The 13026-nt window shown below is 69.5% G+C and carries 10 protein-coding genes; 5 read left to right on the top strand and 5 right to left on the bottom strand.

What is annotated here, in order from left to right; genetic code table 11:
* Positions 1-590 precede the first annotated feature (590 nt).
* From IPN47_19545 to IPN47_19530, 4 genes are all read left to right on the top strand, one after another.
* Complete coding sequence (locus IPN47_19545; protein ID MBK9410195.1) at positions 591-1292, top strand: PAS domain-containing protein; 702 nt, start codon at positions 591-593, stop codon at positions 1290-1292.
* Between the two features lie 149 nt (positions 1293-1441).
* Positions 1442-2692: a response regulator gene (locus IPN47_19540; protein MBK9410194.1), complete on the top strand. Its 1251-nt coding sequence runs from the start codon at positions 1442-1444 to the stop codon at positions 2690-2692.
* Positions 2693-2767: 75 nt separating this feature from the next.
* Positions 2768-3490, top strand: coding sequence for a sulfite exporter TauE/SafE family protein (locus IPN47_19535; protein MBK9410193.1), 723 nt, complete (start codon positions 2768-2770; stop codon positions 3488-3490).
* A complete protein-coding gene (locus IPN47_19530; GenBank protein MBK9410192.1) occupies positions 3487-4014 on the top strand; it encodes a TlpA family protein disulfide reductase in 528 nt (175 codons plus the stop codon). Before IPN47_19535 ends, IPN47_19530 begins: the two co-directional genes overlap by 4 nt.
* A 17-nt stretch (positions 4015-4031) precedes the next feature.
* Here the strand turns inward: IPN47_19530 and IPN47_19525 are convergent, their stop codons facing one another.
* Entirely contained in the window at positions 4032-5525 is a 1494-nt protein-coding gene (locus IPN47_19525; GenBank protein ID MBK9410191.1) for a pyridoxal-dependent decarboxylase, read from the bottom strand.
* Between the two features lie 8 nt (positions 5526-5533).
* Positions 5534-6106, bottom strand: a complete 573-nt coding sequence (locus tag IPN47_19520) for a 2'-5' RNA ligase family protein (protein MBK9410190.1) — start codon at positions 6104-6106, stop codon at positions 5534-5536.
* A 230-nt stretch (positions 6107-6336) separates the two neighbouring features.
* Between IPN47_19520 and IPN47_19515 the strand changes: the two genes are divergently transcribed.
* Entirely contained in the window at positions 6337-7317 is a 981-nt protein-coding gene (locus IPN47_19515; protein ID MBK9410189.1) for a pyridoxal-phosphate dependent enzyme, read from the top strand.
* Positions 7318-7487: 170 nt separating this feature from the next.
* Here the strand turns inward: IPN47_19515 and IPN47_19510 are convergent, their stop codons facing one another.
* The 3 genes from IPN47_19510 to IPN47_19500 form a co-directional block, all read right to left on the bottom strand.
* Positions 7488-9011 carry a serine hydrolase gene (locus IPN47_19510; GenBank protein MBK9410188.1) on the bottom strand — a complete coding sequence of 508 codons (1524 nt, stop codon included), beginning with the start codon at positions 9009-9011 and terminating at the stop codon, positions 7488-7490.
* 111 nt (positions 9012-9122) lie between these two features.
* On the bottom strand, positions 9123-10949 hold the full coding sequence (locus tag IPN47_19505) for a serine hydrolase (protein ID MBK9410187.1): 1827 nt from the start codon (positions 10947-10949) through the stop codon (positions 9123-9125).
* Between the two features lie 176 nt (positions 10950-11125).
* Positions 11126-12835 (bottom strand): amidohydrolase family protein, encoded by a 1710-nt coding sequence (locus IPN47_19500; protein ID MBK9410186.1) that lies wholly within the window; start codon positions 12833-12835, stop codon positions 11126-11128.
* Positions 12836-13026: the final 191 nt, after the last annotated feature.

The raw sequence follows: 13026 nt of genomic DNA, 5'->3' as shown, positions 1-13026 counted from the left end.
GGCGGGGAGCGGCCCGCCGACCCGAGGCCTTCGCCCCCGCCGACAATCAGGGGACGAGGTCGGCGACGCCGCGATGGCCTCGCGGCAGCTCCATTCCGGCCTTCACGCTCACGCGGCCGCCATTCCTCCCCCCAGACTCCGCTTCACGCGTCCCGCCCCCGCGCCCTGCCCTTCACGGCTCCCGACCCGTGGCCCCGATGACCGATTCGGCACCTGCCGAACACCGGGAGCGCCTCTCGCTCCTCGCGCATGACCTCGCTCGTCGCCTCCGGCGTCGACCTTCAGGGCATGCTCCATGGTCTCGCGGAACTCGTGGTCCCGCAGCTCGCCAACGCCGCCACCTTCGACCTGGTGCAGGACGGGGCGCTGCACCGGGTCGCCACCGCCTCCTCACCCGACGCCACCGACGCTGCCGGCACGGCTGCCACCAGACTACTGCAGCCCTTGTCGCTCGATCATGCCGCGACGCGTGCGCTGCTCGACGCCGGGGAGACGCGCATCTACCGCATCAGCTCCAGCGCCGACCTCCCCTGGCCGTCGGCGCCAGCGGGTGACAGAGGCAGTCCGCATCTCCTCGTGCCGCACTCCTCGTGGCGCCACTCCATGCGCACGGGCGGACCTTCGGCATCCTGCAATTGCTCGCCCTGGGAGACGCGCGACCGTTCACCGCGGACGATGCCGATCTCGTTGCCACCCTCGCGCAACACGCAGCCCTCGCCGTCCAAAACGCGCAGCTCGTGAGCTCGCTGCAGCAGGAGCTGGCGCAGCGCGTGGAGTCTGGTGCGCGACTGGAGGCATCGGAGCTGCGATATCGCAGCATGTTCGAGGGGAGTCCGGTCCCACTCTGGGTCATCGACCGCGAGTCCCATCGGTTCCTCGCCGTGAACGAGGCGGCGATCGACGCCTATGGCTACTCGCACGACGAGTTCCTGGCGATGACGATCTTCGACATCCGCCCGGCGTCGGAATTCGGAGTGTGCGGATCGCGCTCAGCAGGTCGGCCCCGGCGTGCGGCATTCCGGCACCTTCACCCACCGTCGCAAGGACTGCTCGCTTCTCTCGGTCGAGGTCGACTCGCACGACGTCGACTTCGACGGGCGTCCCGCGCGCATGGCACATGCCCGCGACGTCACCGAGCGTGTGCTCGCCTTCGAGGCGCTGCGCATCTCCGAAGAACGGCACCGCCTGCTCGCCAGCGTCACCAAGGAGGCCATCTGGGAGTGGAATCCGGCCACGGGCGAGCTGCAGTGGAACGCCGCCATCTACGACCTGTTTCACTACGCCCCGGGTGAGGTGGAGCCGTCGATGGCCTGGTTCGAGTCGCGCATGCATCCCGAGGACCGCGCCGGCGCCGACCGGCCTGCTCGCCGAGGCTATTCGCTCGCAGCACGAGCACTGCACGCGACGCTACCGCTTCCAGCGGGGCGATGGCACGTTCGCCATGGTCGAGGGGCGCGCCGTGATCGCCTGGGTCAGCGGCATCGCCGAGCGCGTCATCGGCTCGATCGCCGACATCACGGTCGAGCAGCAGGTGGGCGAACAGCTGGCGATCGCCCAGCGCATGGAGGCGGTCGGGAGGCTCGCCGGCGGCGTGGCGCACGACTTCAACAACCTGCTCACGGCGATTCGTGGCTTTGCCTCGTTTGCCATGGACGAGCAGCTCCCCTCCAGTCGCGCGCGCGAGGATATCGACCAGGTCCTGCAGGCCGCCGACCGCGCCGCCGCGCTGACCCGACAGCTGCTCGCCTTCTCGCGGCGCCAGGTGCTGCAGCCACATCTCGTGAACGTCAACGAGATCATCGGCAACCTGCAGAAGATGCTGACGCGCGTCCTGGGCGAGGACGTCGAGGTGCAGACCTTCCTCGACACCGCCATCACCCCGGTCATGGTCGACCCGGGACAGCTCGAGCAGGTCATCATGAACCTGGTGGTGAACGCGCGCGACGCGATGCCGGACGGCGGACTGCTCACGATCGAGACCGCGAACCTCATGCTCGACGAGGCCTACGCCGCCACGCATGCCGACGCCGCGGCGGGCGAACATGTGATGATCGCCATCACGGATTCGGGGAGCGGCATGGACACGCTCACCATCTCGCGCCTCTTCGAGCCGTTCTTCTCCACGAAGGACCGCGACCGCGGCACCGGGCTGGGGCTGGCCACGTCCTACGGGATCGTCCGCCAGTCGGGCGGGCACATCTCGGTGTACAGCGAACTCGGGAAGGGGAGCACGTTCAAGGTCTACCTCCCGCGCGCCGCCGACGACGACGTCCCCGCGCCGCGCCGCGCCCCCGAAGTCGTCGCACGACTCAACGGCGCCGAGACGGTGCTCGTGGTGGAGGACGACGAGCGCGTGCGTCGCGTGTCGAGCTACGCGCTCAAGCGCTTCGGCTATCGCGTACTCGAGGCGCACTCGGCCGAGTCGGCGCTGGCGATCTTCGGGCAGGAACGCGAACGCATCGCGATGGTGGTCTCGGATATCGTCCTCCCACGCATGAGCGGGCTCGCCCTGGTGCAGGAGATGCTGCAGTCGCAGCCGTCTCTGCGCGTGCTGTACGTCTCGGGCTACACGGAGAACGCCTTCCTGCAGCGGGGGGCCTTCGCGCCGGGGATGGAGCTGCTGGAAAAGCCCTTCGCACCCGAAGCGCTCGTCCGGCGCGTGAGGACCATCCTCGATCGACCGGTCGCCTAGCGATCTCGCACTGCGGAGAGCGTCGGGGCCGCGGCGAGCGGAACCGGGGTCCGACGGATAGCCTTCATCCCACGTATGGACTTCTCCGCCATCACCGACAAGCTCTCGGGCTCTCCGGCCACCGCCCTCCCGCTCCTCTTCCTGGCCGGGGTCCTGACGTCGCTGACCCCGTGCATCTACCCGATGATCCCGATCACGGCGGCGATCGTCGGCGGCGAGACGGCCGGTAGCACAGGAGCCCCGACTTCGCGCCTGCGCCCGCTGCTCCTGAGCCTCACGTACGTCCTTGGGCTCTCGCTGGTCTACGCCGGACTGGGGCTCTTTGCCGGGATGACCGGGACGATGTTCGGGCGGGTCAGCACGAACCCGTGGCTGTACTTCGCGATGGCCAACGTCCTGATGCTGGCCGCGCTCTCGATGCTCGACGTGATCCCGGTGCGCCTCCCGGCCTTTCTCACGCAGCGCGCCGCCACGGCGGGGAGCGGTGGCCGCTTTGGCGGGGCCTTGGCCATGGGGGCGATGTCGGGACTCGTCGCCGCCCCCTGCTCGGCGCCGGTGATGATCGCCGTCCTCACCTGGGTCACCGAAACGAAAAGCGCGTGGCTCGGCTTCATCTATCTGTTCGCCTTCTCGCTCGGGATGTGCACCCTCCTGGTCGTCGTGGGGGTATCGTCGGGGGCGGTGTCGCGCCTCCCGAAAGCCGGGCTGTGGATGGTGCGCGTCAAGAAGGTCTTCGGCATCGTGATGCTCGGCGTCGCCGAGTACTACCTCGTGAAGATGGGGCAACTCCTGATATGATCGTTCTCCGTGCCCGCGCCCTCGCGCGTCGACTGGCTATCGTCGCACTCGTGGGCGGCGCCGTGCTCGCCGCGCCGGCGGTGGCCCGGGCGCAGTACGCCATCGACCTCCCGTTAGGCTCCACGCTCCCAGACCTCAAGGTCGAGACGCTCGACGGCAAGCCGGCGAACCTGGCGCCGTTCATCGGGAAGTCGCCCCTCCTCATCGAGGTGTGGGCCACCTGGTGCGAGAACTGCAAGCAGCTCGAGCCCAAGATCATTGCCGCCAAGAAGAAGTACGGCACCCAGGTGAAGTTCCTCGGGCTCGCGGTCTCGTTCAACCAGTCGCCGCAGCGCGTGAAGCTCCACATGGAGAAGTACGGCTTCGACGTGGAGACCTTCTACGATCGCAAGGGCGAAGCCGACGCGGTGTACGGCGTGAAGGCGACGTCGACGGTGATCGTCGTCAACAAGGCGGGGAAGATCGTCTACGCGGGGGCCGGCGGCGACCAGGACATCGAGGCGGCGATCAAGAAGGCGCTTTAGTACTGCGCCGCGACTCGTCAGGCGAGCGCGGCGCCAACCCGATCGAGCCCGTCCAGCACCTGCGCGAGGTGCACCTCGGTGGTGCGCGGATTGATGATCGTCACGCGCAGCACGCGCCGTCCGTCGAGGAGGGTCGACGTGATCCACCCCTCTCCGGACATGTTGTATCGCTCGCGCATGCGGCGGTTCAACTCGTCGAGCGCCCCCTCGTCGGTCGCCGCGCCGCCCGTGTAGCGAAAGCAGAGGATGTTGGTCTCCGGGAGGTGCAACGCTTCGAACCGGGGATGCGCCTCCACCATCCCGTGAAAGGCGCTCGTGAGCGCGCACAGGTGGTCGTAGAAACCGGCGATCCCCGTCTGCCCGTAACGCAGGAGTGCCGCCCACACCTTGACGGCATCGCCGCGACGCGAGCACTGGAACGCACGCGGCCCGATGTCCGGGACTATCGCCTCGGCCCCGTGCTGAAAGAGGTACGGGGCCGATTGGGCGAAGGCGCGATCGAGCACCGCCGCATCGCGCACGAGCACCATCCCGGCCGCCAGCGGCATCAGCATCATCTTGTGCGGATCCCAGGCCAGCGAGTCGACGCGCGCGATCCCGCGCAACCGGTCGCGGTGCCGCGCGGAGAAGAGCGCCGACGCCCCGTGTGCCGCGTCGACGTGGAGCCACGTCCCCTGCGCCGCACAGGCGTCGGCGAGCCGCTCGAGATCGTCGAAGGCGCCGGTCGCCGTGCTCCCCGCCGTCGCCACCACCGCCAGCACCGGGCGCCCGGCGTCGCGCAGGCGCGCGAGCGTGGGGGCGACCTCGCGCGCGTCCATGCGATAGCCGTCGGACGGGACGACGATCACCTGCTTTACGCCGAGCCCCATGATCCCCACGGCCCGACTCACGGCGTAGTGCGCGTGTGCGCCGCAGAGCACGACCGGCGGCACCGCCCCCACGCCGTCCTCCCAGGCGTTAGGCATCGCCCGGCCGCGCGCGGCAAGGAGGGCGGTGAGCGTGGCCTCCGTCCCGCCCGAGGTGAAGGTTCCGCCGCTCGCGGGGCCGAAACCGGCCAGCGCCCCCATCCACCGGATCACCTGCCGCTCGACCAACGTCCCGGCCGGCGACATCTCGCGCACGGCCTGGCTGTTGTTGAGCGCCGAGATCACCGCGTCGGTCCAGATCGCCACCGGTAGCGGGGGCGAGACCTGGTGCCCGACGTACATGGGATGCACGAGGCGGTTCCCCTCGGCGAGCACGTCGTCGCGCAGGCGCTGGGCCACGACGGCGAGCGGGACCCCGTGCGCGGGGAGGGGTTCCTCGAAGCGAGCCGCCAGCTGCAGCGGCGGCGTCCCCCGCGACACCGCCCCCTCCCCGCTCCCGGCACGCGCGAGGTACTCCACGGCGAGGTCGACGATGGCGTGCGCCGCCTCGGCCGACGCGTCCGCCGTGAGCGTGGCGAGCAACGCCTCGGGCGTCGGTTCGGCCAACGAGGGCGGGGACGTCGGCACGGTGGGCGAGTCGGGCATCAGGTGGCCTAACGATCCCCGGTGAGCGGCAGCTCGAACAGCGCCCGCGGCGGGAGCGGCTCGTCGGTGAGCGAGCAGCGGATGTGGTCCACCACCAGCGGTTCCTCGAGGCGCACGGCGAGCAGCTCGCGCCGCTGCAGCGGGGTGAGCGTGCGGAAGAACGAGAGCGTCACGTGCGGGGTGAACGAAAAGCGCGCCGGCTGGAAGGCGAGCCCGCTCGTGGCGATGCGCTCGTACAGGTCGCGCAGCGGCCCGTGATGATCGAGCGGCAGGACGATGATGTCCGACTGCATGAAGCGGATCGGCGCCTTGAACGCGAGCGTCATCGGCGCCGTGCTGGCCGCGATCTCGCCCAGCACCTCGCGCAGCCGCTCGCGCGACGTCTTGGGATCGATCGGCCCCACGCCGGACGATCCGGCGAGCGTGAGGTGCGGCGGGAGGTAGTTGGCCAGCTTGGGGTCGTATGCGCGCTGGATCGCGTGAATGCGATCGCCGGCGGGACCACGGGCGTCGATGACCACGAAGATGCCGGGGCCACGTCGCCACTTGTCGGACAGTTCAGCGTCGATCGAGGAAGACACGCGTGCGACGAACAGGTGATGCAGAGAGAGGCGCGACGCGCAGCGATGCCGTCCGCCCGGCCGAAGGAATGATATGGTGATGCCCGAGATGGATCGATGGTGCGAAACGGCAGTTTGCACGCATCTTGTTGTCGGGGGGGGGCCCCCGCCGCCACCCGCGCCGCTCGCGTCACCCGCGCCGCACAGGCCGTCCCCCTGAACACCCCCTGATCCCGCCTCCCATTCCCGAGATGCCTCTCGCCGCCGCCCGCGATCGCCTCCTCGCCCTCCCCCACATCGCCCTGGGCGCCCTCCCCACCCCCATCGATGACGCCCCCCGCCTCCGCGAGGCCATCGGCATGGGAGCCCGGCTCGTCGTCAAGCGCGACGACGCCCTCCCCTTCGGATTCGGCGGCAACAAGGTGCGCAAGCTCGGGCTCGTCGCCGCGCAGGCACAGCGCGACGGCGTCGACACCCTCATTACCTGTGGTGGTGTCCAGTCCAACCACTGCCGCGCGACCGCGGCCGCGGCCGCCCGTCTGGGGATGGCCTGCCACATCGTCGCCAACGGGACGCCGCCCGAACGCCTGTCCGGGAATGCCCTCCTCGACCAGCTGCTCGGCGCCCACGTCACCTACGTCGCCCAGCGCACCGACCGCATCCCGGCGATGGAAGCGCTCGCCGCCACGCTGCGTGCCGAGGGGCGCAACCCGCTCATCGTCCCGTTAGGCGCGTCGACCCCGCTCGGCGCCCTTGGCCTCGCCCTCGGCGTCGGCGAGATCGTGCGCCAGGGCATCGTCCCCGACGTCATCGTGCACGCCACCTCCTCCGGCGGGACCCAGGCCGGCCTCATCGCCGGCTGTGCCCTCTTCGGCCTCCCCACCCGCGTCATCGGGATCAGCGCCGACGACCCCGTGGCCGATATCGGCCAGATCGTCATCTCGTTATGCAGCGGGATCGAGACGCTGCTCGCCCTCCCCGCCGGCGCCCTCGGCGCTGAATCGCGCTTCGCGGCGGATGCGTCGTTCGTGGGCGACGCCTACGGCATCCCCAGCGACGCGTCGCGCGAGGCGCAATCGCTGGCCGCCCGCACCGAGGCGCTCTTCACCGACCACTGGTACACCGCCAAGGCGCTCGCCGGGCTCATCGCGTACGCCCGGGGCGGGACGTTCCGTGATGGCGAGACGGTCATGTTCTGGCACACCGGGGGACAGGTCGGGCTGTTCGCGTAAGGGTCGCCCGCCGCGCGACGCAGTCCCACCAATCGCCCCGGCAGCCCGGGAATGACGCGCGCCCCAGGATGCCTGGCATCCGGGGGCGCGCGGTCCGTCAGGTGCAGCCTGCCGTGCTTCGCGTACCCGACGCGTGAACGGCGTATGCGCTACGTGGGGGAATCGACTCGCTACTTCGCCGGCCGGCGGCCGAAATCGCCCGTCTCGCCCGCGAACATCCCGATGCGCACACGATCGACCTTCCCCGACGCGTCGAGGAAGAACTGCACCATCGTCTTGTCGAGGATCACGTCGTCCCATCGTGCCTGGAACGTGTCGAACTGCCAGTGCTCGAGGCGCGCCTCGCGATTGCCGAGGAACGTCAGCTGCAACGCCCCGTTCGCCTCGCGCACCACCACGTCGCCGTACAACGAGTCCGCATACGTCCCCGCGTACGCCGAGAGTGGCAGCGTCGGGCGGGAGTCCTTCGTGCGTTCCCGCTCTGCCTTGGCCATCGCGTCGGCGCCGGCCTTCTCGAGCGCCGCCATCTTCGTCGAGACCTCGCCGGTCCAGTCCCGCTTGGGTGCGCCGAAGAAGCTGTCGAGCAGGTAGCTCTGCAGCACCTGCGGCGCCACGGTCGACAGGTTCGCGAGGATCACGAGCCCCAGCCGTTCCTCCGGTACGAGCGCGACTTCCGCGGTCATCCCGTCGATCCCGCCGGAATGCTCCACGATCGTGCGACCGTTCCAGCCGTAGAGCATCCATGCCATTCCGTAGGAGACGAGCTGCGCCCCGGGCGCAGTGAGTTCGCTGAACGGGGAGGACGGCATCGCCATGTACGGGCGGCGGGCATCATCGAACGCCGCTTCGTTGAGCAGCTGCGCGCCGTCCCACTTCCCCTTCGCCAGCTGGAAGCGGATCCACTGCGCCATGTCGCGCACGCTGGAGTTGATCGAGCCGGCAGGGGCGATGTTGTCGATGTTCCGATAGGGAATGCGCCGCACCGTCCCGTCGCGCTCGAGATGCGGCTGCGCCACGTCGGGCATGGTAGCCAGCTCGCGCACCGACGTCCCCGACGCGCGCATCCCGAGCGGGGTGAAGAGGCGCGCCTTCACTGCGTCGTCCCAGCTGCGCCCGTCCACCGCCGCAATCACCTGTCCCGCGGCGAGGAACATCTCGTTCTGGTACTGCCACGTCGAACGGAAGGAGGCGCTGGGCTTGCGATAGCGCAGGCGCCGCAGGATCTCCTCGCGCGAGTACGGCGTCCCGTACCAGACGGCGTTGGCCGTCGGCAGCCCGCTGCGGTGCGTGACGAGGTCACGCACGGTGAGTTCGCGCGTGACGTAGGGATCGTACAGCTGCAATGACGGCAGGTACTGGGTGGCCGGGTCGTCCAGCCTGAGCTTCCCTTCCTGCTCGAGCTGCTGCAGCACGGCCACGGTGAATGCCTTCGAGGTGGACCCGACGGCAAAGAGCGAGTGGGGGGTCACCGGCTCCGGGGCGCCGAGGGCCCGCACTCCGTAGCCCTTGGCGAAGATGACGGAGTCGTTCTTCACGACGGCCACGGCGAGCCCCGGGACCTTGAAGGTCGCCATCGCCCGGGCCACCGTCGCATCGAAGTCCGCCGGGATGCCGCGCGCCGCCGGCCGCTGTGCCAGCGAGACGGTGGAAAGCGTCACGATGCCTAACGCCGCTCTGGAAAGTGCTCCGTGCATGTGCAGGCCCTGGGGAGGACGGTGGGTGGTTGGGTATCGCGCGCGCGGGATGGCGCGACGATGGGCAGCGGTGGAACGCGGGGGGCGCGGTCGGCGCCCCCCGCGCCCCCGCTACTGCTTCTTGAGCTTGAGCGAGGGCTGCGGCGCCGGTTGCACCAGCGTGGCCCCGGTCGCCTTTCCATTCGTGACGTCGAACTCGAAGAAGAAGCCGTCGGGCATCCCCGGCGGCCCCGTCATGCGGAAGCGCGTCGGCGACTCGGCAACCAGCGTGTAGGTCGGCTGCCCGGGGACGGTGAGCTTGAGCGCCTCGCCCACCAGCTGCACGTCGACATCGAGCGGGAGCTGCTCCGGCTTGTAACGCCCCACCAGGCCTTGCAGCTGTTCACGCGTCAGCGACACGCCGGGCTTGCTGCTGGCGGCCGGCGGCTTGGCGCGAAACGTCCCGTCCTCGAACCCCTGGATCTTCACCTCCACCGGCTTGCCGTCGGCGCCGAGCACGAACGTCACCAGCGGCTTCCCCGCAGACGGGTTGTTCATCGTGCCACGGAAGGTGTCATAGTTCCAGTGCTCCAGCGTCCCGGCGAAGATCCCGTACTTGAGGGTGAGCCCGCCCGCGGCCTGGCGGATGGTGAGGTCGCCGTACATCGAGTCGGCGTACGTCCCCGCGTACTTCGCCAGCTCGAGCGACGGCTTGGTCCCCAGCACGCGCGCCTTGTCGGCCGCCGACTCGGCGTCCTTGGCCATCTTCATCACCGGGTCGATCATCTTGTGATACTCCGCGTTCCAGTCGCGCGGCGTGTCACGGGTGTACAGGTCGAACACGTACGGGAAGATCGCGCCCGGCGCCGGCGTCCCGTTCTTGTTGGTGAGGATCACCACGCCCAGCTTCTCGTCAGGCAGCATCGCCACCATGGCCGACATCCCGTCGATGTTGCCGCCGTGGTGCACCGCCAGGCGCCCGCTGAAGTCCTGCAGGAACCACCCCATCCCGTACGCCGACAGGTTGCCACCGGGCGCCATGTAGTGCGCCAGCGGCCCTTCCATGCGGATGGTCGTGTTGGAGATCCACATCTCGCCATGGTTCCCCGTCGTGATCAACTGCTGCGTGCCATGCTTGCCGCGCCCCAACTGCAGGCGCAGCCACTGCGCCATGTCGCGCACGTTCGAGTTGATGGAGCCGGCCGGGGCGATGTTGTCGATGTTCTTCCACGGAATCGCCACCACCGTGTCGTTCACCTCACCGTGCGGCGTCGCGACGTTGTCCTTCCCCGCCAGTTCACGCACCGACGTCGACGACGAGGACATGCCCAGCGGCGTGAAGATCCGGCTCTTGATCAGGTCATCCCACGAGCGCTTCTCCACCCCCGCCACCGACTCGCCGGCGGCGAGAAACATGATGTTCTGGTAGCCGAACAGCCCGCGGAACCCCCAGCTCGGCTTGAGGTAGCGCACGCGACGCAGGATCTCGTCGCGCGAGAACTCGCCCGCATACCACATGAGGTCACCACGCGAGAGGCCACTGCGGTGCGACAGCGCATCGCGAATGGTGAGGTCACGCCCGGCGTAGCCATCGTACAGCTGGAAGCCGGGGAGATAGGCCGTCACCTTCTCGTCGAACTTCATCTTCCCCTCGTCCACCGCCATCGCCACCAGGGCGGCGGTGAACGCCTTGGAGGCGGAGCCGATCGCAAAGATGGTGTTGGCATCCACCAGCTCCTGCTTCCCGATCGTGCGCGTGCCGTACCCCTTGGCGTACACGATCGAGTCGTCCTTGACGATCGCGAGGGCGATCCCCGGCACCTTCCAGTCCTTCATCGCCGCCGCCACGTAGGCGTCGAGCTGCGCATATCGCGCGGCGGCGCCCTTCGCCTTCTGCGCCCCGGCCGGCGCTGCGGCCATGCTCGCCAGCAGCAACGCCACCAGGCCACGCGCTGCCATCCTCCGCGTCTTCCGCTCGCCAGTCAACATCGTACGTCTCTCCCGCTCCTTAGAGTGATGCCACGCCGCGCGCGCCCGTCATTGGTCGCACCACAGCGGGCCAACGTGACCTGCCTGACCACACCCTCCACCTGCCATCGCGCACCCGGCTGGTGCCGGGCCACGGGACACCATGCCTAACGCGCGACGACGCGCCCGGGACCGTACAGCACCCGCCCGGCGCGCACCCCCGTGTGCTTCCCCTGCTCGACCGAGACCACGCCATTGACCAGGACGTAGGCGATCCCCGTCGGCGTCGCAAGCGGGCTGTCGTACGTCGCCTTGTCGTCGAGCGTCGCGAGGTCGAAGATCGTCACGTCGGCCCAATTCCCTTCCTTGATCGAGCCACGCCCCGCCAGCCGCATGCGCGTCGCCGGCCAGGAGGTCTGCTTGCGGATCGCCTCCTCCACCGACAGCACCTTGCGATCGCGTGCATACCGCGAGACGACGCGCACCGCGTTGCCGTACATGCGCGGGTGCGGGAGCCCCGTCTGGTCCACCGCGCCGGGATTGAGCGCCGCACCGGCGTCGCTTCCGATGCTCGTCCACGGGAAGCGCAGCGCCGTCTCGATGTCCTGCTCGCTCATCATGTGGTAGATCGCCATCACGCGGCCGGTCCCCTCGAGCACCAGGTCCCACGCCGCATCGGCCGGCTCCTTCCCCATCTCCTTCGCGATCTGGGCAATCGACTTCCGCTGGTACCGGGTGTTGGCCGGATTCTGCGCGTTCACCAGCACCACGCCCTCCCACCCGCCAGCGGCCTCGATGATGTTCCACCAGCCGGGTGACCCGGTCTCCACCTCGCGCTTGAGCCGCGCGCGAATGGCCGGGTCGGCGAGCCGCTTGCGCAGCGAGTCGCGGCCGCCGTCGGCCGCCCATGCGGGAATCGTCGCCTCGAGCCCGGTCCCACCAGCGGTGTAGACGTAGAGATCGGCCGCCACGTCCACGTTGCGCGCGCGTGCCGCCTCGATCACCTGGCGCACGGAGTCCATGAGCACCCCCCACCCCGGGCGATACGCCACCTTCAGGTGGAAGACCTCCCCGGGGAGCCCCCCCTCTTCGGCGATGCGAATCAGCTCGAGCACCGATTGCACGACCTCCTTCCCCTCGCCGCGGATGTGACTCGCGTACGTCCCGCCGTAGCGCGCCGCGACCTTGGCCAGCTCGACCAGCTCCTCGGTGGTGCTGTACGAACTCGGCGGATAGATGAGCGCCGTCGTCATTCCCATCGCCCCGGCGCGCATTGCCGTGTCCATGCTCGCCCGCATCTGGTCCAGCTCGCCCGGCGTGGGGGCGCGGTTGAACGACTTGAGCACCGCGACGCGCGCCTGCGTGGCGCTGTAGTAGTTGCCGAAGTTGATGCTGATGCCCTGCTGTTCCAGGTTGGAGAAGTACTGCGGAATCTGCGACGCCGGGACGGGGAAGCCCCCCTCGCCGCCGATCGCCGTCGTCACCCCCTGCAACAGCTTGTTCTGCGCCAGCCCGTTGCGCGGCAGCACCCCTCCCGACTGGTCCATCATGTCGATCCACCCGGGCGATACGTACAGCCCCTTGGCGTCGATCTCCTTCACGCCTCGCCCGGCGATCTTGCCGATGGTGGCGAACTTGCCGCCGATGATCCCCACGTCGGCCAGGATCCAGGGGTTTCCCATCCCATCGATCACCCGGCCGTTGCGGATCACTACGTCATAGTCGGCGCCGCCCAGTCGCGCGCGCCCATCCAGCGCCTCTCGGCTCGCCTGCGCCGAGACCGCGGGCGAGGGCGCCGGCGTCGGGGCGGTCTTGCAGCTGGCCAGCGTCGCGGCACCGAGTGCGCACGCCAGCAGGGAACGCAGGGAAGAAGCCATCGGAAGCTGCCGGGAAAGGGAGAGGATCATCGAACGACCAACGACCGGGCGACGCGGGCTGCCACCGGGTACGCCATCCTCACGCGCGCGCCGCACGCGACGACGGCGGGACGGTGGGCGGAACCATGCAGGGTGTGTCCGGATCGGGAGGCCTACAATTGTATACAATTCCGCGTGCCGCGCGCAACGCG

This window comes from Gemmatimonadota bacterium (assembly GCA_016719105.1).
Lineage (GTDB): Bacteria > Gemmatimonadota > Gemmatimonadetes > Gemmatimonadales > Gemmatimonadaceae > SCN-70-22.
Note: the sequence above shows the minus strand (reverse complement) of the source record. Positions and strands in the feature narration are given on the sequence as shown.